18 protein-coding genes are annotated in these 19,521 nt (G+C 54.5%); all 18 read left to right on the forward strand.

All coding sequences use genetic code 11. The features are described from left to right. The first annotated feature begins 22 nt into the window (after positions 1-22). The 18 genes from JRG72_08765 to JRG72_08850 all read left to right on the forward strand — a co-directional run bounded on the left by JRG72_08765 (position 23) and on the right by JRG72_08850 (position 19,372). Positions 23-1,369, forward strand: a complete 1,347-nt coding sequence (locus JRG72_08765) for an exodeoxyribonuclease VII large subunit (protein ID MBW2135304.1) — start codon at positions 23-25, stop codon at positions 1,367-1,369. A gap of 20 nt (positions 1,370-1,389) precedes the next feature. Beyond that, the gene (xseB, locus tag JRG72_08770) at positions 1,390-1,632 is read left to right on the forward strand and encodes an exodeoxyribonuclease VII small subunit (GenBank protein MBW2135305.1); all 243 of its coding nucleotides are present in this window, start codon (positions 1,390-1,392) and stop codon (positions 1,630-1,632) included. A 12-nt stretch (positions 1,633-1,644) separates the two neighbouring features. Beyond that, on the forward strand, positions 1,645-2,535 hold the full coding sequence (locus JRG72_08775) for a polyprenyl synthetase family protein (GenBank protein MBW2135306.1): 891 nt from the start codon (positions 1,645-1,647) through the stop codon (positions 2,533-2,535). A 13-nt stretch (positions 2,536-2,548) separates the two neighbouring features. Then, complete coding sequence (locus JRG72_08780) at positions 2,549-4,516, forward strand: 1-deoxy-D-xylulose-5-phosphate synthase (protein MBW2135307.1); 1,968 nt, start codon at positions 2,549-2,551, stop codon at positions 4,514-4,516. Between the two features lie 145 nt (positions 4,517-4,661). Then, on the forward strand, positions 4,662-5,600 hold the full coding sequence (locus JRG72_08785) for a pantoate--beta-alanine ligase (GenBank protein MBW2135308.1): 939 nt from the start codon (positions 4,662-4,664) through the stop codon (positions 5,598-5,600). Further along, positions 5,597-5,974 carry an aspartate 1-decarboxylase gene (locus tag JRG72_08790; protein MBW2135309.1) on the forward strand — a complete coding sequence of 126 codons (378 nt, stop codon included), beginning with the start codon at positions 5,597-5,599 and terminating at the stop codon, positions 5,972-5,974. The genes JRG72_08785 and JRG72_08790 overlap by 4 nt, the downstream gene beginning before the upstream one ends. A gap of 82 nt (positions 5,975-6,056) precedes the next feature. Continuing rightward, complete coding sequence (locus JRG72_08795; protein MBW2135310.1) at positions 6,057-7,223, forward strand: methionine adenosyltransferase; 1,167 nt, start codon at positions 6,057-6,059, stop codon at positions 7,221-7,223. 91 nt (positions 7,224-7,314) lie between these two features. Next, positions 7,315-8,571: an adenosylhomocysteinase gene (locus JRG72_08800; GenBank protein MBW2135311.1), complete on the forward strand. Its 1,257-nt coding sequence runs from the start codon at positions 7,315-7,317 to the stop codon at positions 8,569-8,571. A 68-nt stretch (positions 8,572-8,639) separates the two neighbouring features. Continuing rightward, on the forward strand, positions 8,640-9,389 hold the full coding sequence (locus JRG72_08805; protein MBW2135312.1) for a YkgJ family cysteine cluster protein: 750 nt from the start codon (positions 8,640-8,642) through the stop codon (positions 9,387-9,389). Positions 9,390-9,441: 52 nt separating this feature from the next. Beyond that, positions 9,442-10,860 carry a phosphoglucomutase/phosphomannomutase family protein gene (locus JRG72_08810; GenBank protein MBW2135313.1) on the forward strand — a complete coding sequence of 473 codons (1,419 nt, stop codon included), beginning with the start codon at positions 9,442-9,444 and terminating at the stop codon, positions 10,858-10,860. Positions 10,861-10,875: 15 nt separating this feature from the next. Beyond that, positions 10,876-11,487: a site-2 protease family protein gene (locus JRG72_08815; protein ID MBW2135314.1), complete on the forward strand. Its 612-nt coding sequence runs from the start codon at positions 10,876-10,878 to the stop codon at positions 11,485-11,487. Between the two features lie 167 nt (positions 11,488-11,654). Next, positions 11,655-11,882 (forward strand): helix-turn-helix transcriptional regulator, encoded by a 228-nt coding sequence (locus tag JRG72_08820; GenBank protein ID MBW2135315.1) that lies wholly within the window; start codon positions 11,655-11,657, stop codon positions 11,880-11,882. A 156-nt stretch (positions 11,883-12,038) separates the two neighbouring features. After that, positions 12,039-13,145: a flavodoxin-dependent (E)-4-hydroxy-3-methylbut-2-enyl-diphosphate synthase gene (gene ispG, locus JRG72_08825; protein ID MBW2135316.1), complete on the forward strand. Its 1,107-nt coding sequence runs from the start codon at positions 12,039-12,041 to the stop codon at positions 13,143-13,145. 129 nt (positions 13,146-13,274) lie between these two features. Beyond that, positions 13,275-13,691 carry a hypothetical protein gene (locus tag JRG72_08830; GenBank protein MBW2135317.1) on the forward strand — a complete coding sequence of 139 codons (417 nt, stop codon included), beginning with the start codon at positions 13,275-13,277 and terminating at the stop codon, positions 13,689-13,691. A gap of 830 nt (positions 13,692-14,521) precedes the next feature. After that, on the forward strand, positions 14,522-15,955 hold the full coding sequence (gene accC / locus JRG72_08835; GenBank protein ID MBW2135318.1) for an acetyl-CoA carboxylase biotin carboxylase subunit: 1,434 nt from the start codon (positions 14,522-14,524) through the stop codon (positions 15,953-15,955). A gap of 5 nt (positions 15,956-15,960) precedes the next feature. Further along, positions 15,961-17,658 carry a hypothetical protein gene (locus tag JRG72_08840; protein ID MBW2135319.1) on the forward strand — a complete coding sequence of 566 codons (1,698 nt, stop codon included), beginning with the start codon at positions 15,961-15,963 and terminating at the stop codon, positions 17,656-17,658. Between the two features lie 80 nt (positions 17,659-17,738). Continuing rightward, positions 17,739-18,581, forward strand: a complete 843-nt coding sequence (gene amrB, locus JRG72_08845; protein ID MBW2135320.1) for an AmmeMemoRadiSam system protein B — start codon at positions 17,739-17,741, stop codon at positions 18,579-18,581. Positions 18,582-18,652: 71 nt separating this feature from the next. Then, on the forward strand, positions 18,653-19,372 hold the full coding sequence (locus JRG72_08850) for a tetratricopeptide repeat protein (GenBank protein MBW2135321.1): 720 nt from the start codon (positions 18,653-18,655) through the stop codon (positions 19,370-19,372). Positions 19,373-19,521 lie beyond the last annotated feature (149 nt).

Consider the following 19,521-nt stretch of genomic DNA (forward strand, 5'->3'; position numbering starts at 1 on the left):
TATTATAACCATAATTCCTAATATGGCTGAACAATATCCCCGTATTTATACGGTCAGTGATTTGACCCGACAGATCAAAACCCGGCTGGAAAATGACTTCCCTCTGGTCTGGGTCAGCGGCGAGATCTCCAATCTGCGACTACCTCTTTCCGGTCACTGTTATTTTACCCTTAAGGATGAGGCCAGCCAATTACGGGCGGTTTTATTCCGGGGTAACCACCAATTTTTGCGCCATAAACCTTGCGAAGGCCTCAAGGTCGTCTGTCGGGGCCGAATCAGCGTCTATGAACCACGGGGCGAATACCAGTTATTGGTGGATTATCTGGAGCCCTTGGGAGTGGGAGCCTTGGCCCAGGCCTTTGAGGAACTGAAACTGCGCCTGGATAAAGAGGGGTTGTTCGATTCGGCCCATAAAAAGCCTTTGCCCTTCTTGCCGCAACGTCTGGCCGTGGTCACTTCTCCCACCGGAGCGGCCATCCGGGATTTTTTACAGGTTTTGAACCGCCGCTTTCCCTCCATCGAGGTGATGATTTATCCGGTCAAGGTGCAAGGATCAGAGGCAGCCGCAGAAATCGTCCAGGCCCTGGATAAGCTAAACACCCTGCCTGATATCGACGTCCTGGTGTTGGCCCGGGGCGGCGGCTCGCTGGAAGATCTGTGGCCCTTTAATGAAGAGGCGGTGGCTCGGGCCATTTTCCGCTCCCGGATTCCGGTGCTCTCTGCCATTGGCCATGAGATCGATTTTACCATCGCCGATTTCGTCGCCGATGTTCGCGCCCCCACACCCTCGGCCGCGGCTGAACTGGTAGTGCAGCGCAAGGAAGAATTAGATCTCAACTTGCAACGCCTTAGCGCGGCTCTTAAGCGCCGGATCCAAACTTTGATTCAGGTGCGCCGGGAACGGCTTTTCCACCTGAGCCAGCGGCTTCTTGATCCACGGCGGCGGCTGGCGGATCTGCGTCTGCGGGTCGATGACCGGCTGGAGCAACTACAGCGGGCCTGGCAAGGGCAGCTTCAGGGATATAAACACCGGCTGCAATTGGCTCAGGCCGGGCTGCGGTTGATGAGTCCCCGGCGGGCCGCCGACGCGGGCCGACAACTCCTGGAGCAGAGGCAGGCCCAGCTGCGCCTTTGGTTGCGGCAGCAGCTTACTGACCAGCGGCGGCAACTCCAGCATTACCAGGAGCGGCTGCAGACCTTAAACCCCCAGGCCATTTTAGAGCGCGGCTATGCGGTGGCCACAATCTTGCCGACGCAGGAAGTCGTCCGGGATGTGCAGCAGGTGCAGGTCGGGGCCTCCCTGCGGGTCCGGGTCGCTCGGGGCAGCATGGACTGCGAAATTCAAGAAATCAATGAATTAAACCGATGACCGCCGAAAGCCGAAAAAGGGTGAAGAGCGAAAACTTCGAAAAGGCCTTAAAAAGGCTGGAAAACCTTATCCAACAACTGGAGCGCGGTGATCTGCCTTTGGAACAGGCCCTTCAGACCTTTGAAGAGGGCATGCGGCTGGTCCGGTTCTGCACTAAAAAGTTAGATGAAGTGGAGAAAAAAGTCGAAATTTTACTCCAGGATGAAGAGGGACGTTTGATTACCCGGCCATTTAACGTCTCTGAAGAAGATCTGGAGCGCTGACCCGGAGGCTGGATGAATCTAAAGAGTTATCTGGCCGAGCGCAAGAGCCTGATTGACCAGACCCTGGATGCCTGTCTGCCCGAGATCAAGGGGGGCGGGGCCAGGATTGTTCAGGCAATGCGCTACAGCCTGATGGCCAGGGGTAAAAGGCTCAGGCCGATCCTGTGTCTGGCCGCGGCCGAAGCCGTGGGCGGCAACGCTCTGGATGCATTGCCGGTGGCCTGCGCCCTGGAGATGATTCATACCTATTCCCTGATCCATGATGATCTGCCGGCCATGGATGACGATGATCTACGCCGGGGCCAGCCTACCTGCCACAAGCAGTTCGACGAAGCCACTGCCATTCTGGCCGGGGATGGCTTGCTTACCGAGGCCTTTGTGACCATGAGCCGCATCGCCGACACCTTTGTTGGCCGTGAAGCTGTATGTTTGGAAGTAATCAATCTGATCGCCCAGGCCGCCAGCTATCGGGGGATGGTGGGAGGTCAAATGGCCGATCTGCTGGCCGAGGGCCAAAATCTAGACCTGCCCCAGGTGGAGGCCATTCATAATCTCAAAACCGGGGCCTTACTTACCGCCGCGGTCCGGGCCGGAGCCTTGTTAGGCGGAGGTACTCCAGAGGCGGTTGAGCGTCTCACCCGCTATGGCCAAAAATTCGGTCTGGTCTTCCAGATCACTGATGATCTGCTGGATGTGGAAGGCCAGGCAGCCGAAATGGGAAAAGCTACAGGGATGGACCTGCTCCGGCAAAAAGCTACTTATCCAGGCGTTCTGGGAGTGGAGAACGCCAAGGCCCAGGCCCGGGAGCTGGTAAGCCAGGCCGAAATGGAGTTGTCTCCTTTTGGCCCCCAGGCCGAGCCACTCCGGGAACTGGTGCGTTATCTGTTGCAGCGGCGTAATTAAGGGGGAGAATAATATGGATAATTCCGAACACCTCACGAGTAAATTTCCAACGCGTGCAACAGGCCGAAATACGCGTCTTCTGGATACTATCCGTAGTCCCCAGGATCTCAAAAAGCTATCCCTGGAACAGTTGCCCCAACTGGCGGAGGAGCTGCGGGCGCAAATCATTGACACCGTTTCCAAGACCGGGGGACACCTGGCTCCTAATTTGGGGGTCATTGAACTTACCCTTGCCCTGCATTACGTTTTTGACACCCCTCGGGACAAAATTATCTGGGATGTCGGGCACCAGGCCTATGCTCATAAACTCCTCACTGGCCGTAAATCTAGATTTCGCACCCTGCGTCAATTCGGCGGGATCAGCGGCTTCCCCAAACGGGCCGAAAGCCCCTACGATACCTTTGATACCGGCCACAGCTCCACTTCGATCTCGGCGGCGCTGGGCGTCGCCACCGCCAAGTGTCTAAAGCAAGAGCGGCGGCGGGTAGTGGCGGTGATCGGCGACGGCGCCATGACCGCTGGACTGGCCTTTGAGGGCCTCAACAACGCCGGCGACCTTAATAAGAATCTGATTGTCATCTTAAATGACAATGAGATGTCAATTTCCCCTAATGTCGGGGCCTTGTCCTCCTATCTGAGCCGCAAGCTGACCGGGAAAATAATGGTATATATGAAAAAACAGATCGAGAGTTTTCTGCGCTCTGTCCCCGGTATCGGTGAAGATTTGGTAGCCTTGGCCCGTAAGAGCGAGGAATCTCTCAAGTCCTTTCTGACTCCGGGCATGTTCTTCGAGGCGCTAAAATTTACTTATCTGGGTCCGGTTCAGGGCCACCGGCTAGACCACCTGATCGAAACTCTCAATAATGTCAAAAACTTGAATGGACCGGTGCTAGTCCACGTGCTGACTACCAAGGGCAAGGGTTATAAACCGTCCGAGTGCGATCCGACCGGCTTCCATGGCCTGGGCTGCTTTGATCTGGAGACCGGCGAACCCAAGAAAAGCGTCGATCAGGTCCCGTCCTATACCGAGGTTTTTGGTGATACCCTGGTGAAACTGGCTGCCGAAGATAAGCGCCTTGTAGCTATTACCGCGGCCATGCCGGAAGGTACCGGTCTGGTCAACTTCCGCCTCCACTATCCCGACCGCTTTTTTGACGTCGGCATCTGTGAGCAGCACGCGGTCACCTTTGCCGCGGGTCTGGCTGTTGAAGGCCTGCGGCCGGTGGTGGCGATTTACTCGACTTTTCTGCAGCGGGCCTACGACCAACTGCTCCACGATGTCTGTCTCCAGAACCTGCCGGTGGTTTTTGCCCTGGATCGGAGCGGCGTGGTCGGCGAAGACGGCGAAACCCACCAGGGGCTGTTTGATCTGTCCTATCTGAGACACCTGCCCAATATGGCGGTCATGGCCCCCAAGGATGAGGATGAACTGCGGCATTTGCTCTACACCGCGCTCAATCATCAGGGGCCCATTGCCATGCGTTATCCCCGCGGCAGCGGTGTGGGAGTGTCACTGTCGCCGACCTTGCATAAAATTCCTCTTGGCCAAGCCGAGGTGCTGGTGGAGGGCGAGGACCTGCTCATCCTGGCCCTGGGAGCTTGCGTTTATCCCTCGCTTAGTGCCGCCCAGGAACTCCAAAAGCGGAATTTTTCCGCCACCGTGGTCAATGTCAGATTTGTCAAACCCCTGGACCAAGCCCAGTTGCTCAGCCTGGCAGCCCGTCATGGGCGGGTGCTGACCGTGGAAGAAAATGTGGCCATGGGCGGGTTTGGCAGCGCGGTCCTGGAACTGTTTGCCGAGCACGGCCTGTATGGCATTCCGGTCAAACGCCTGGCCCTCCCCGATGCCTTTGTGGAACATGGCAGCCCGAAAATCCTGCGCCGCAAATATGGCCTCGATGCCGAGGGCATCCGTACCAGCGCCCTGGAGTTGCTTGAACAGCGAGCAGTGAAAAAAAAGGTAATCTGGGGCAACTTTTAAAAAAGCGAATATGTCATTCTGAAAGGCATTGGATTGATCGAAACGAATATTACTAAAATATCCTATGCCTTGACATTTTTATTACCTATATGTTAAAAATTAGCTGAAGGGTTTATTATCTGACCCGGAGCTTGGATCCAAGTTGATGGACCGAGACTCGCCTGATAAAAGTGGGGTGTTTACTCCAGCGACTCGGTCTGGAGTTTTTTTTTGCGGGTTAGGGCAGGTTGTGGAAATCATCCGAAGTCCTCAGGACATGCAAGATCAGGCCCTAAAATGGCGGACGGCCGGGCAACGGATTGTGCTGGTACCGACCATGGGCTTTTTTCATCAAGGACATCTGAGCCTGATGGAGTATGGTCGTACGGTTGGCGACCGGCTGGTGGTCAGCCTGTTTGTCAATCCCACCCAGTTCGGCCCCAATGAGGATCTGGAGCAATATCCCCGGGACGAAGCTCGGGACTGCGAATTGGCCCGGCAGGTGGGAGTGGATGTACTTTTTGCCCCGGAACCACAATCGATGTACCCTCCTGGTTATCAAACTTATGTGACGGTGGAACAGCTCACCCAAGGGCTGTGTGGCGCCTTTCGGCCCACGCATTTCCGGGGGGTTACCACCGTGGTGCTCAAGTTATTCAACCTGGTGCAGCCCCACATCGCGGTTTTTGGCGAAAAGGACTACCAGCAACTGGTCACTATTCAGCGGATGGTAGTCGATCTTAATCTGCCCCTGGCAGTCGTAGGCCGCCCCATCGTCCGGGAACCAGACGGGTTGGCCATGAGTTCCCGCAACCGTTATTTGACTCTGGAGGAACGGCAGTCAGCTCTTTGCCTTTATAAAGCCGGGCGGGGTGCCCAAGAATTGGTGGCCAACGGGGAGGTCAGGCGGGACCGGCTGATGGCTACCGTCTCGCAAATGCTCAATCATAGCCCCGGGACAGTTGTTGATTACGTTTCTCTGGTAGAGCCATCCACCCTTGCTGAGGTCGATATTATCCAAGGTGCCGCTCGTTTGGCCATGGCCGTGCGGATCGGGCGGACGAGATTGATTGATAATTTTTTACTAGAGGAATCCAGATCATGATGCGCACCATGCTCAAATCAAAAATTCACCGGGCGACAGTTACCATGTCCGATCTGCATTATGAAGGGTCTCTGACCATTGATTGCCGCCTGATGCAACTGGCCAATATCCTGCCTTATGAAATGGTCCACGTCTATAACATTTCCAACGGCGAACGTTTTCAGACTTATGCCCTGGAGGGGGAGGCGGGCAGCGGCGTCATTTGCCTGAATGGCGCCGCGGCCCGTAAAGGTGCGCCCGGGGACCTGATTATCATCACCACTTATGCTACTTATAGCGAGGCCGAATTGCAGCAATACCAACCCCTGATCATCCTGGTAGACGCGCAAAATCAGGCCAGAATGCCTTTCCCCAAAAAATCCTTGTCTTTTTAATGATTTTTCTGTTATAATTTAAAAATTTTGCTGCTCAACCCCATTTATGCAGGGGTTAATTTGTAGACAAGGAGCACAATGCATGGCGATTTCAGATTTTCTTTTTACTTCCGAATCGGTTGCCGAAGGACATCCTGATAAAGTCGCTGATCAGATTTCGGATGCGATTTTAGACGCGATCATTGCCCAAGATAAATATGCCCGAGTTGCGGCTGAAACTCTGGTTACCACTGGTATGGCCTTTATCGCTGGCGAGATTACTACTACGGCAGTGGTCGATATGCCCGGTATTGTCCGGGAAACCATCAAAGAGATCGGCTACAACGATTCCTCTATGGGATTTGATTGGGAAACCTGCGCGGTTATTACTTCCATTGACAAACAATCCCCGGATATTGCCATGGGTGTTGATGGCCGCGGTTTATTTCCAGAGCAAGGCGCTGGTGATCAGGGCCTGATGTTTGGCTATGCCTGTGATGAGACTGAGGAATTGATGCCGATGCCCATCTGGTATGCCCATCGCTTGGCCGAACGTCTGGCCTATGTGCGCAAGTCGGAAATACTGCCCTTTTTGCGACCGGATGGCAAGACCCAGGTGACCGTCACTTATGAAAACGGCACCCCCAAGTCCATCCACACCGTCGTAGTGGCGGCGCAACACACTCCCGAAGTTACCCGTAAGCAGATTGAAGAAAGTATCATCGAGGAGGTCATCAAAAAGGCCATCCCGGCGCATCTGCTGCACGCCGGTACCAAGTTTTTGGTCAACACCACCGGCCGTTTTGTGGTCGGCGGCCCCCTGGGAGACTGTGGTATGACCGGCCGCAAGATCATTGTCGACACCTATGGCGGCGCCGGATATCATGGCGGGGGCGCATTTTCTGGCAAAGACCCCTCCAAAGTCGATCGCACCTCCTCCTACATGCTTCGCCATGTGGCCAAAAATATCGTCGCCGCTGGCTTGGCTAAACGCTGCGAAGTGCAGGTGGCTTATTCCATCGGCCTTCCCGATCCGCTTTCCATAATGGTCTATACCTATGGCACAGGGACTATCCCGGACTCTCAACTGCTGGAGATTATCAAAAGCACCTTCAACTTTAAGCCTGCGGCCATGATCAGCTACCTCAATATGCAGCGCCCGATTTTCAAGAAAACCGCCTGTTACGGACACTTTGGCCGGGCGGACACAGATTTTACCTGGGAACAGACCAACCGGGTGGAGTTGTTAAAAGAAAAAGCCGGTCTGTGAGTTGGAGACGATTCTCGATTCCGGCGGGGCAGGGCGACCGCATACCCTGCCATTTTTATGAAATCACTTTGAAAATTCTGAGGTATAAATAATGGAATATGATATCAAAGACCTATCCCTGGCCGAGAAGGGTAAGCTGCGAGTCGAATGGGCCCGCCAGGATATGCCAGTGCTCAGTGCGATTGGCGAGCGGTTTAAGGCGGAAAAACCATTGCAAGGTCTGCGCCTGGCCGCCTGTTTGCATGTCACCACTGAGACGGCGGTGCTGATGTCGACCCTGAAGGCGGGCGGTGCCCAGTTGCGGCTGTGCGCTTCCAATCCCTTGAGCACCCAAGATGATGTGGCCGCTTATTTGGCCAAATTTGAAGAAGTCCCCGTCTTCGCCATTAAAGGCGAAGACGGGGACACCTATTATAAGCATATTCATGCCACCCTGGATCTTAAACCGATGATCACCATGGACGATGGGGCTGACCTGGTATTTACCGCCCACAGCAAGCGTAAAGAACTCCTCACCGATATTTTAGGGGGCACGGAAGAGACCACTACCGGGGTGATTCGCCTGAAGGCCATGGCGCAACAGGGGGTGCTGGCCTACCCAATGATTGCGGTTAATGATGCCCAGAGCAAATTCATGTTTGACAATCGCTATGGCACCGGCCAGAGCACCATCGATGGCATCCTAAGGGCCACCAACCGGCTGATGTCAGGCAGCGTCTTTGTGGTCTCGGGCTATGGCTGGTGTGGCCGCGGGGTGGCGATGCGGGCCCGCGGCATGGGGGCCCGGGTGATTATCACTGAAGTCGAACCCTTGCGGGCCCTGGAAGCGGTGATGGATGGCTACCAGGTCTTGCCGATCGCCGCGGCCGCGTCGGTCGGAGATATTTTTTGTACCCTGACCGGGGACATTAATGTCATCCGCCAGGAACATTATCTGAGCATGAAGGATGGTGCTATTGTTTGTAATTCCGGGCACTTTAATGTGGAGCTGGATCTGGGCAGTCTAAAGGCCATCTCCACCGGCGTGCGGCGCATCCGTGATTTTGTCGATGAATATACTCTGACCAATGGCAAGCGGGTCAATGTCCTGGGCGAAGGCCGCCTGGTCAATCTGGCGGCCGCCGAAGGTCATCCCTCGACGGTGATGGATATGAGCTTTGCCAATCAGGCCCTCTCCGCGGAATTCATCTTTAAAAATCACCAAAAATTGGAAAAGAAGGTTTATTCGGTGCCGGTGGAAATCGATAAAGAGATCGCCAGGCTTAAACTGGTGGCCATGGGTATTGAAATCGACACCCTGACCCCGGAACAGGAAAAATATCTGGCCTCATTCGACCTCGGCACTTGAGCCAGGGTCTTCACCTTTCCTTGAGACGCAGATGGTAATTAACCTTAGCAATATAAGGACAAGCAGAGTTGACCCATCCTGAGGACGGCGAGTCTTGGGGTTGCCAGCCGGAAATTAATCTTCAGGCTGATTTCCGGGAGGTCGAAAAAAAGACCGTATTGGAAATGCTGAGGGACGGCCAGACCAGGGCTAAAGTTCTGGAGTTGGCCTCCCAGGCTCACCGGTTTGCGGGTCAGATTATCTCGCGGGTAGAACAAGAACTCGGAGAACTCCTCCAACCCGTGGCCTGTAAAGCAGGCTGCAGCTTCTGTTGTTATCATCAGATATTAATAACTCCCCCCGAGGCCTTTCAGATCGGGGATTACCTGCAAAGAAAATTTACTGACCATGATCAGCAGGCTCTGGCGGTCAAGGCGCAGAAGAACATCCAGGTTGTTGACGGCAAGGATCTGGAGGCCATAGTTCACGCCAGACCGCAATTGCCATGCATATTTTTACAAAATAACCGCTGCTCTCTCTATGAAGTACGGCCTCTGGGCTGTCGGGCCTGGAGCTCGAGCCGGGCCGAACAATGTAAAATCGGATTGGAGACCGGAGACCCATTGGCTGGCATTGGTGGTTATATCCACCGGCAGAAAATATCGGTGGCCATCCATACCGGACTCTTGCAGGGGACCAAGACCCTGGGCTTGGAGTCCGGTTATATGGATCTGGCCCAGGCCGTTAATGTTCTGCTTCACAATGATCTGGACAACCTGATGGACCGCTGGCTGAACGGTGAGGAGGTTTTTTCGGCAATTATAGATTATCGGGTTTGAATTTATGAAGCCACGACGATAAGTTAATCGACCGGTTGGCAAGGGAGGAATCATGACCGCAATTAAATTTGGAACTTCGGGCTGGCGCGGACTTCTGGCTGAGGATTTTACCTTTGACAATGTCCGTCTGGTCTGTCAAGCGATCGCCAATTACTTGCGGAAAGAAGGGTTGGGAGCCCGGGGGCTGATTATCAGCCACGATACTCGCTTTTTATCCGAAAGTTTTGCTGCCGCGGCGGCCGAAATTATCGCCGGCAATGGCATGGCCAGCTATCTGACCACCCGGGATGCGCCGACCCCGGTGGTAACCTTCGCCATTGTCCATGACCAGCGGGATGGCGGGATCAATTTCACCGCCAGCCATAATCCCTATCCTTACAACGGCCTCAAGTTTTCTCCGGCCTGGGGCGGGCCGGCCCCTAACCCGGTGACCAATGCCATCGAAGCCATCATCCAGGAAGTAAGCCATAAAGATATCAAGATGTTGCCCCTGTCTGAGGCCCGACGCCAGGCTTTGGTGACCGATATTGACCCGCGGGATGATTATTTACGCGACCTGGCCGCCAAAGTGGATACCAGCATTCTTAAACGGGCCGGTCTCAAGGTGGTGGTCGATACGCTTTATGGAACCGGCCGGGGCTATCTGGATCGCTTTCTTCAGGAAGCCGGGGTGACCGTTGAGACCCTGCACGACTGGCGGGACCCTTATTTTGGCGGACAGCAGCCGGAGCCTTCGGCCGAGATCTTGGCCGAGTTGCAGGACAGGGTAAAGACCAGCAGCGCTAATCTGGGGCTGGCGGTGGACGGCGATGCCGACCGTTTCGGGGTCATTGACGACCAGGGAGATTATCATGAAGCTAACGAGATCCTGGCGCTGTTGCTGGATTATCTGGTGGAGACCCGGGGGTGGAAGGATGGCGTGGCGCGCAGCGTCTCCACCACCCACCTCATTGATCGGGTCGCCGCCTACCATGGCCTGCCGGTTTATGAAACTCCGGTAGGTTTCAAATATCTGGGAGATTTTATCCTCAAAAATAAGGTTACCATGGTCGCCGAAGAAAGCGAGGGCTTCTCCATGAAAGGCCACTTGCCGGAAAAAGACGGCATCCTGGCCGACCTGCTGGTCGCCGAAATGGTGGCCCGGAAAGGCAAGGATCTTCCCCAGTTGCGGGACGAATTATTTGCCCGGGTAGGGCCGGTCTACACTCGGCGCATCAATCTCCGTTTAGCAGAGGAAGTTAAGCAGCGCCTACTGGCCCGCCTTACCACCCCCCCTGAGCGGATTGCCGGTCTGGCCGTCACCCAGCATATTACCATCGACGGCCATAAGTATATCCTAGAGGACGGCAGCTGGCTGTGCCTGCGGCCCTCGGGGACCGAACCGGTGGTGCGCCTCTATCTCGAAGCCCACAGTCTCGAGGGTTTAGAGAAGTTGAAGCAGGCCGGGCAAGCCCTGGTGGAACAGGTCTAAACATCCATGCTGCAGATGAGAACCGCCATCGACATTGCCTTGATGGTGGTGGTGTTATTTTTTTCGGTTATCGTCCACGAAGTGGCCCATGGCTATATCGCCCTGCTCAACGGCGACCCCACTGCCAAAAATTATGGCCGCTTGAGTTTCAATCCTCTGGTCCACATTGATCCGATCGGCACTATCCTGGTCCCGGCCATCCTGCTGCTCAGCCATGCCGGCATCCTGTTCGGCTGGGCCAAACCAGTGCCGGTCAATCCCTTAAATTATCGTAATTATCGCCAGGGAGAAATTACCGTTAGTGTTGCCGGGCCGCTCAGTAATCTGTTGTTGGCGGTAATCTTTGCGGTGGTTTTGCGATTCGCCGGGGATAATCCGGGGCTGGTCCGTCTGTGCTATTATGGCTGTATTATCAATATCTTCCTGGCTCTATTCAATCTTATCCCCATCCCGCCGCTGGACGGTTCCCATGTGCTCCTGCATCTGTTGCCCCGTCCTCTGGACCGCTATTATGCTCAACTGGAACCGGTGGGGTTTGTGATCATCCTGATCCTGCTCTATACCGGGGTGTTGAACTTCATTATTATGCCGATCTTTCGCTTCCTGGCCGCCATGTTGTTAGGTTGACGGGTGTCAGGAAATCAGTAAAATAAAGGTGACCAGGACAGAGGAAGGGTAAGTAGCCAGAGGTTAGTTATCAGTTCCGGTAAAAACCAGCGTCTCTAGTAGTTATCCTCCGCTTAGGGGCGCCCCGCCGGGTCCCCCCGACCTTGGAAAATCCAGAGGAGGGAAGTATGATAATCTGTAAGCTCAACGAACTGATGGAAAAAAATCAGATTTTGGATTTTGGGCGGCTAGCCAGGGAAACCGAGATCACTAAAGACGTTCTGATCCGCTTGGCCGAGAACCAATGGCACCAAATCCGCCGGGAGCATCTTGATTGCCTCTGTCAATATTTCGATTGCGGAATTGAAGACCTGTTGGAGTACCAGGCCTTTGAAGGGAGCGTCCTGCCCGCTTAAAGCCAGATGGCTAAATCTGTTCCTCAGAGGCTGGATTTGATTAATTTTTGCAAATAGATTACCCAATGTTAAAAAACCCTGGTACAGGCTTCCAGCCGGTTCCAAGGCACCGGCCAGCTGCCTGAGCCAAGAAGTTGCTTTGGGTTGCCCTAAACCATGGAAGATAGATATGTGATAACCAGACATCGGCGGCATACTAAAGCCATTTCGGTCGGCGGCGTCCAGATCGGCGGTGGGGCCCCGGTGGTGGTGCAGTCCATGACCAACACCGATACCTGTCAGGTGGACACTACCTTAAGCCAGATTGAGCGTCTGGCCGCGGCCGGCTGCGAGGTGGTGCGCCTGGCCATCCCTAACCATGAGGCAGTTCAGGCCTTTAAGGAAATCCGGGCGGCCAGTCCGGTCCCCCTCATCGCTGATATTCATTTCAATCATCGGCTGGCCCTGGCAGCCCTGGAGCACGGCGCCGACGCGGTGCGGATCAACCCCGGCAATCTGGGCGGCCCTGACAAAACCCGGCCGGTGGTGGCGGCCTGCCAGGAACTGGGACGGCCCTTGCGCTTGGGAGTCAACTCCGGTTCCCTGGAGGCTGATCTCCTGGCCCAGCATGGCGGGCCCACCGCCCCGGCCCTGGTCGAGAGCGCCCTTAGGTGGGTGCACCTGTTTGAGGATTGGGGCTTTGACAACTTCAAGATTTCTCTCAAATCTTCCGATGTATTGATTAATGTCGCGGCTTATCAGGAGCTGGGCCGGCTGGTAGATTACCCCCTGCATCTGGGGGTCACCGAGGCCGGCGGCCTGATTGCCGGTACGGTGAAATCGGCCCTGGGTATCGGCATGCTCCTGGTACAAGGGATTGGCGACACCATCCGGGTGTCATTGACCCGCGACCCGGTGGAAGAGGTGCGGGTAGCCTATGAGATTTTGCGCGCCTTGCATCTCAGGAATCGGGGCGTCGAACTGATCTCCTGCCCCACCTGCGGCCGCTGTCAGATTGATCTGTTCAGTCTGGCCGAAGCCGCGGAACAGCGATTGAGGTCTATAAAACAGCCGCTTAAGGTAGCGATTATGGGCTGTGTGGTCAATGGTCCGGGCGAGGCCCGGGAGGCCGATGTCGGCATTGCCGGGGGCAAAGGGGTCGGCGCCCTGTTCAAACACGGCGAACTGGTCCGCCAGGTCCCGGAGGCCGACCTGCTCAGAGTCCTGCTGGAAGAAGTAGCAGCATTGACAGGAGAACCAGTAGAGATGCCTGAGAATGGTTAGATTACGGCCAACAACCAGGGCTACAATTGAATTTAAGACAGGTTTAGGAAATTATTTAAAAAATATTGTTGACATCCCCTAAAAAGCTTCTATTTAAAGAGCAGGGAGGGCTGCAAAATGAGACATACGATGGCAATTGGCTTAATTGTGTTGGTAAGCTTTTGTTTTTGTGGATGCGCAACTGTTGATCATTCTGTCCGTATTGATACGGATAATACCGATGGTTATGCCACAGGTTACTACAAGGATGATCGTTTCGGGCAACTGGGAAGCTGGGGCTTTTGGTTTTTAGGTGGGTATGCTGGTGATATTGTGTCCTACTGGCCATGGCGAGACCGACAGGGATACAGCGACCCGGTACAATTTGCTAGAGCAATTACCATGATAAACTACAGTAAAAAGTTAAAACGCATAGAGTACAACCGCTACGGTGACATAGTTGGATATGAATTTGAGACCAAACCAGCCAAAGCAAAAATGGGCTACAAACAAACTCCTCGTCAAGAGAGTTTGCCACCAGCATTTGGCTACGAGCCCGTTGATTAAAAAATCAGCTACATTTGCAGGGAGTGCAGTCATGTGCAAGACCTCAAAAATTATACTTGTATTGCCATTAATGGCATTAATCTTTGCATGTGCTACCGACCAACGAGGATATCAACCCGTTAGCCAAGGCAAACCATCGTCGTTGGTGTTTGAAGACCCCATGAATGTTGACTTGGGTGCCCTACCCAGAATGCAAGATCTCCCCATCCCAGAGCCTCAAACAATGGCCCATAAAAAAGTTCGCCAATATGTCGGCATCATCAGGAACTATACCAACCACGAAATCTTTATCCCGTCGCAGAATAGTCAAGCAACCTTGACGGTAGCGCGGGGAATATCCTTTTATGTGTAAAGATTACGATTTCATGGCGATCATCAGTACTAAAACCACCGCCGTCGAAGGGCTGGGATAGCGTAGGCGATACAGGACGCTGGCGCTTATCTCCCTCTGGTGTGGCTAATACTGGTAACTTTCCAGAATCACAGAGGCACAGAGAACCAAAGGTTAAAAAGAATAAATGGGGGCCAAACTTATCTTTGTGTCTCTGTGGATAAAAGATCATATACTTTAACATCCCTAATCACATCTGGTCATTGCCAGTTCCTTAAAAGTCCGCCGTCAGGTCATAAACCACCATCAGTTTGCTCATCCTGCTTCGCCTCAAAAACTTTTGAGCGATATCCGGCATCGCGGCCAGGGAATGTTAATGGCCCCCGGAGCCGTCCTACGGGTCCAGCATATACCTTGACAACCCCTCGGGAAATATATTAAAATCAAAGAAAAACCAGTAGTTTTGCATACTTTTAGGCTAAGCGAGCAAGTTCTATAAATGTTTAATAAAGTTCTGGTCGCCAACCGGGGGGAGATCGCTATTCGGGTCATTCGGGCCTGTAAAGAGTTAGGTATCCCCACGGTGGCCATATTTACCGAGCAGGATGCCAACGCCCTGCATATTCAGAAGGCCGATCAGTCTATCCTGGTGACCCCGGGGCCGATTGCCGGCTATCTGGATTACGACCAGATCATCCGGGTGGCCAAATGGGCCGGAGCCGACGCCGTCCATCCAGGCTATGGCTTTATTGCCGAAAACTGGCATTTTGCCCATGCCTGCGAGGATAACGGCCTTACCTTTATCGGCCCGCCGGCCCCGGCTATTCGGGCCATGGGCAGCAAAACTAAGGCCCGGGAGATCATGGAGGCGGCGGGGGTACCGATCATTCCCGGCTCCCCGGCTATCAATACCGAGGGCGAGGCCACTTACTGGGCTGCCCGGATCGGCTATCCACTATTAATCAAGGCCAAGGCCGGGGGCGGGGGCCGCGGCATGCGTCTGGTTTACAATGATGGGGAACTGCTCCGGAATCTGAACTCGGCCCGCACCGAAGCCCAAAAGACCTTTGGCGATGCCACAGTTTATCTGGAAAAATTCATCTCTGAACCCAAACACATTGAAATCCAGTTGATGGCGGATAGATATGGCCGGATCGTCCACCTGGGGGAACGGGACTGTTCCATCCAGCGGCGGCACCAGAAGTTGATTGAAATTGCACCCTCCCTGGTCCTGACCCCGCAAAAACGGACGGAAATGGGAGAGGTGGCCAAGCGCGCCGCCCGCCAGATCGGTTACCATTCGGTGGGCACGGTGGAGTTTTTGGTCGATCGGCGGCTCAATTATTATTTCCTAGAGGTCAATACTCGCATCCAGGTCGAACACACCATTACCGAACTGATAACGGGAATCGACATTGTTAAAGAACAAATTAGGCTGGCGGCCGGGGAGCCTTTGCAACTGACCCAGGAAGAGGTGACCCTGCGCGGCCATGCTATCGAGTGTCGGATCAATGCTGAGGACCCGCGCAACAACTTCTTCCCCTCGCCGGGTAAAATTACCAAATACCAATCCCCCGGCGGGTTCGGCATCCGCATTGATGGCTGTATCTTTGGTGGATATGAGGTGCCGCCCTATTTTGACCCGATGATTTCCAAGCTCTGCGCCTGGGGGCTCACCTGGGAGGAAGCGGTGCAGCGGATGCAACGGGCCTTGGATGAATATCTCATCCGGGGGATCAAAACGACGATCCCGCTTTATAAAAAATTACTGCAAGATGAAGAATTCCGCAGCGGCCAGTTTACCACCGAATACATGGAGAAAAAGATCCAGGCCTTGAGCTATGAGGATGTCAAGGAACCCTGGGACATTTTTTATATCGCCGCGGCTGCCTTATTTTTTGAATTGAATTCCTTTTACTCGGAGAAAAGCTAAAACCTATGTTTATGCCGGTCAAGGTCTCGGACGTCACTCTGCGTGACGGCATCGAGGATTTTGTCCTCAAATATATCCATATGGAAGAACTGGTCCGCCTAGGCGAACTGCTGGACCGGGCCCGGTTCTATTCTATTGATTGTTGGGGCGGCACCACTTTTTATGCCGCCATCACTGCTCTTAAAGAAGACCCCTGGGAGCGCTTGAAGAAGCTGCGGCGGGCGGTTCACCATACCCCGTTGCAGATGATTGTCCGGGGTCAGATGCTGGTGGGCTTCAAGCCCTACCATAAAGAGGTAGTGCGCAAATTCATGAGCAAAGCCGCGGCCCTGGGGATTGACATCTTCCGGATTTACGATTCCTTGAACGATGTGCAGAATATGAAGTTGACTATTGCGGTCGGCAAGGAGCTGCGCAAGCAGGTCGAGGCCACCCTGTTATTCTCACTTAATCCCCATATCAAATTAGACGACTATATCCGGCTGGCCGGGGAACTGCTCCGCCTGGGAGCGGATGCTATTTGCATCAATGATTCCTTTGGGGTCATGACACCCCACCAGGTGGCCAGCCTGGTGGCCTCCTTTCGGAAATACTTCAGCCAACCGCTGCGCTTGCATCTGCACGACAACCACCAGACAGCCCTGACCTCCTACCAGGAGGGTATCCGGACCGGGGCGGAGATGGTCGATACCACCCTGTCAGCCCTCACTTGGCCCTATGGACCGCCAGCGGTAGAATCCCTGGTGTTTTCCCTGGGGGGCACGCTTTACGATCCGCATCTGGACGTGGATGTCCTGAGCGAGATTTCTCAATACATCAGAGCCTTGAAGCGGAATTATAACTACCAGGACCCTCCCTTGAAAAGATCAGTGGATCATCTGGCCGGGGGGTATCTGCCCGGACCTCTAAAAGAGTTTATCCGGGAGGAATTAATCCGCCGGAAGGCCCGGGATCGCCAGCAAGTGGCCTTCAAAGAGGCCAAAAAGGTCTGGGAAGATTTGGGCTTCCCGCCGCTCAAGGGCCGGATTCTGGAAATCGTCGGCGAACAGACGGTGGAAAATATCTTTTCCCGGCACCGGTATGAAACCATTACCCCCGGCATGCGGGACCTGGTGCAAGGGCGTTATGGTCGGCTTTACACCCCGGCCAACGACGAGTTGCGGCGCCGGGCCATGGCCGCGGCCGAGGCCGAGGCCGGGCCGGGCTGGGAAGGAACCCTGCGTCACCTCCCGGGGCTGGCCCGGGAAGAGGATGTCCTCACCTATTCTTTATTTCCGGAGGAAGCTGGCCGGTTTTTCCGTCTCAAAGTTGAAGGTCCGGCAGAGCCTCCTACCGCACCGGCAAGTCCGGCCCGGGCTGCTCCTGAGCCTCAGGTACCGGTCCGCCTGCCCCCGGCCATTCCCCGGGGTTTAAGCATGATCCTCAAGGGTGAAGAGGTTACGGCCCGGATGGAAGGCATCGGTCCGCTCCGGAACAATAAACAGACTCTGTTCATCAGTGTGTTTGACCACACCGAAGAGCTCGAGGTCCATCGTCCGGCCAGTGCTGACCAGATGCCGGAGTATATTGTTACCATGCACGGCGAGAGCTATCGGATAAAATTCAAGAAGGCCTTCCCTAAAGAAGAAGAATATGTCCCGATCTTTCTCGAGGTCAATGGCAAGATCGAGGAATTTCTGATCAAACATATCCACATTGATTGATTTGATCCGCCGGGGGCAACCCGTCCGGTGGCCACCGGCTTTTTCTTTTGATTTAAGGTTCCGGTTCATAGGAGGGCATTATGGGAGTACGTCATCGGACATTGCCAGTGGGTTGGTATCCGGGTTCGGCCCGCACCTGTCAGGAAGAAATCGCAGATTTTATTGCCGGAGTCAAACCCCTTCCGGCTGGAACCAAGGTCTATGGCGGCGTCATGCCGCACGCCGGTTGGTACTTCTCCGGCAAACTGGCGGCCCAGGTCTTTTACCTGGCTTCCCAGGCCACCCAGCCCCAGGTGGTCTGTGTGTTTGGCGGCCACCTAGGCAGCGGCTCTCCCCCCCTGATGGTCAGCGACGACGGCTGGGAGACGCCGCTGGGGACCATAGCGGTGGCAACCGAATTTTTAGAACCGCTGCGGGAACGGCTGCGCTTTCAGGAAGAATATCCCGGCGACAATACCATTGAGATCCAACTGCCGTTTGTCAAACACTTTTTTCCCCAGGCCAAATTGTTGGCGCTGCGCGCTCCCCATTCCCACCAGGCCATTGAACTGGGCCGGGCAGTAGCGGAGGTGGCCCAGAACCTAAAACTCAGCCTACTGGCCTTTGGCTCTGCTGACCTTACCCATTATGGCCCCAATTATGGCTGGACTCCCAAAGGCTATGGGGCGGCGGCGGTCAAGTGGGTCAAGGAGGTCAATGATAAGCATTTTATCGACCAGGCCCTGGCCCTGAATGCGGAGGGAGTGCTTCAGGCCGCGGCCCGGGATCAAAGCTCCTGCAGTGCCGGAGCGGTGGCCGCAGCCATAACCGCAGCCCAGGCCTTGGGAGCCAGCCAGGCCCGGCTGGTCGATTATTATACCAGCTACGACATCCGCCCCGGTGACAGCTTCGTAGGCTACGCTGGCATTATACTGACCGGATAAAATTAAAAGGCCTATCTCTGTAGCAGGGGCGACCCGCAGGGTCGCCCTAACGGGGAAAATCCTTATAAATTATGAGAAGCTTGAAAATTAGCCTCTGGGTCCCGGTGTTGATAGCCGTACTCAATTTTTTTATGGCCTGCGGGTGGTGGAAAAACTCCGAGCCGCAACCGACCTTGGCCGAGCAGTTGGCCGCGGCCCGGGAAAGCTCCACTGAGACCAGGAAATCAGCGACGGAGTATGTAAGGCAGGGGCTTGATTATGCCTCCCAGGGCCAATATGATCAGGCCATCGCGGCGTTCACCCAAGCTCAGCAGGAAAACCCGGCCTATGCCAAGGCCTACTATAACCGCGGGGTGGCCTATGTTAAAAAAGGTCAGTACGACCAGGCTATTGTCGATTTCAATCAGGCCCTGAAGCTAAATCCTAAGGATGCCGACACTTACAACCACCGGGGAGTGGCCTATCGGGCCCAAGGCCAGACGGAGCGGGCCTTGGCCGACTACAACCAGGCGATTCAACTAAACCCACGGTTATCTAAGGCCTATCTTAACCGCGGGGTGGCTTACGTGAAAAACGGCCAGATGGATCAGGCCATCGCCAACTTTAACGAAGCCATTAGGCTGGATCCACGGTATGCCAAGGCCTACTTTAACAAGGCCCTGGCCTGTGACCAGGCCGGTCGCCGCCCGGAGGCTATTGAGGCCTACCAAAGTTATCTTAAATATGCCCCCAGCCAGGAGGCCCAATATATTGAGCCGGTACGCCAGCGGCTCAAAGAGTTGTCTAAGTAATTGACAGTTGCAAAGACTGACGTCCCTCTCCATTAAAATCTTTACTGCGTCTTTCCCACCAATAATCCTGATTATCTGAAATTGCCCGCCAAACATAAGATTACAAGGATGGTTAGTTACAAGATTTATATCATTTGTCAAAAATAATT

Source organism: Deltaproteobacteria bacterium, assembly GCA_019309545.1.
In the GTDB taxonomy this organism is placed as follows: Bacteria; Desulfobacterota; Desulfobaccia; order Desulfobaccales; family Desulfobaccaceae; genus Desulfobacca_B.

Excerpts from the sequence above, each read along its gene's own strand:
- JRG72_08830 (MBW2135317.1), top strand. The coding sequence starts at position 13,275 with ATGGCAATTGGCTTAATTGTGTTGGTAAGCTTTTGTTTTTGTGGATGC.
- ispG (MBW2135316.1), top strand. The coding sequence starts at position 12,039 with ATGGAAGATAGATATGTGATAACCAGACATCGGCGGCATACTAAAGCC.
- JRG72_08810 (MBW2135313.1), top strand. The coding sequence starts at position 9,442 with ATGACCGCAATTAAATTTGGAACTTCGGGCTGGCGCGGACTTCTGGCT.
- JRG72_08785 (MBW2135308.1), top strand. The coding sequence starts at position 4,662 with ATGGACCGAGACTCGCCTGATAAAAGTGGGGTGTTTACTCCAGCGACT.
- JRG72_08815 (MBW2135314.1), top strand. The coding sequence starts at position 10,876 with ATGAGAACCGCCATCGACATTGCCTTGATGGTGGTGGTGTTATTTTTT.
- JRG72_08820 (MBW2135315.1), top strand. The coding sequence starts at position 11,655 with ATGATAATCTGTAAGCTCAACGAACTGATGGAAAAAAATCAGATTTTG.
- JRG72_08775 (MBW2135306.1), top strand. The coding sequence starts at position 1,645 with ATGAATCTAAAGAGTTATCTGGCCGAGCGCAAGAGCCTGATTGACCAG.
- JRG72_08765 (MBW2135304.1), top strand. The coding sequence starts at position 23 with ATGGCTGAACAATATCCCCGTATTTATACGGTCAGTGATTTGACCCGA.
- JRG72_08840 (MBW2135319.1), top strand. The coding sequence starts at position 15,961 with ATGTTTATGCCGGTCAAGGTCTCGGACGTCACTCTGCGTGACGGCATC.
- JRG72_08850 (MBW2135321.1), top strand. The coding sequence starts at position 18,653 with ATGAGAAGCTTGAAAATTAGCCTCTGGGTCCCGGTGTTGATAGCCGTA.
- JRG72_08795 (MBW2135310.1), top strand. The coding sequence starts at position 6,057 with ATGGCGATTTCAGATTTTCTTTTTACTTCCGAATCGGTTGCCGAAGGA.
- JRG72_08790 (MBW2135309.1), top strand. The coding sequence starts at position 5,597 with ATGATGCGCACCATGCTCAAATCAAAAATTCACCGGGCGACAGTTACC.
- JRG72_08780 (MBW2135307.1), top strand. The coding sequence starts at position 2,549 with ATGGATAATTCCGAACACCTCACGAGTAAATTTCCAACGCGTGCAACA.
- JRG72_08800 (MBW2135311.1), top strand. The coding sequence starts at position 7,315 with ATGGAATATGATATCAAAGACCTATCCCTGGCCGAGAAGGGTAAGCTG.
- amrB (MBW2135320.1), top strand. The coding sequence starts at position 17,739 with ATGGGAGTACGTCATCGGACATTGCCAGTGGGTTGGTATCCGGGTTCG.
- accC (MBW2135318.1), top strand. The coding sequence starts at position 14,522 with ATGTTTAATAAAGTTCTGGTCGCCAACCGGGGGGAGATCGCTATTCGG.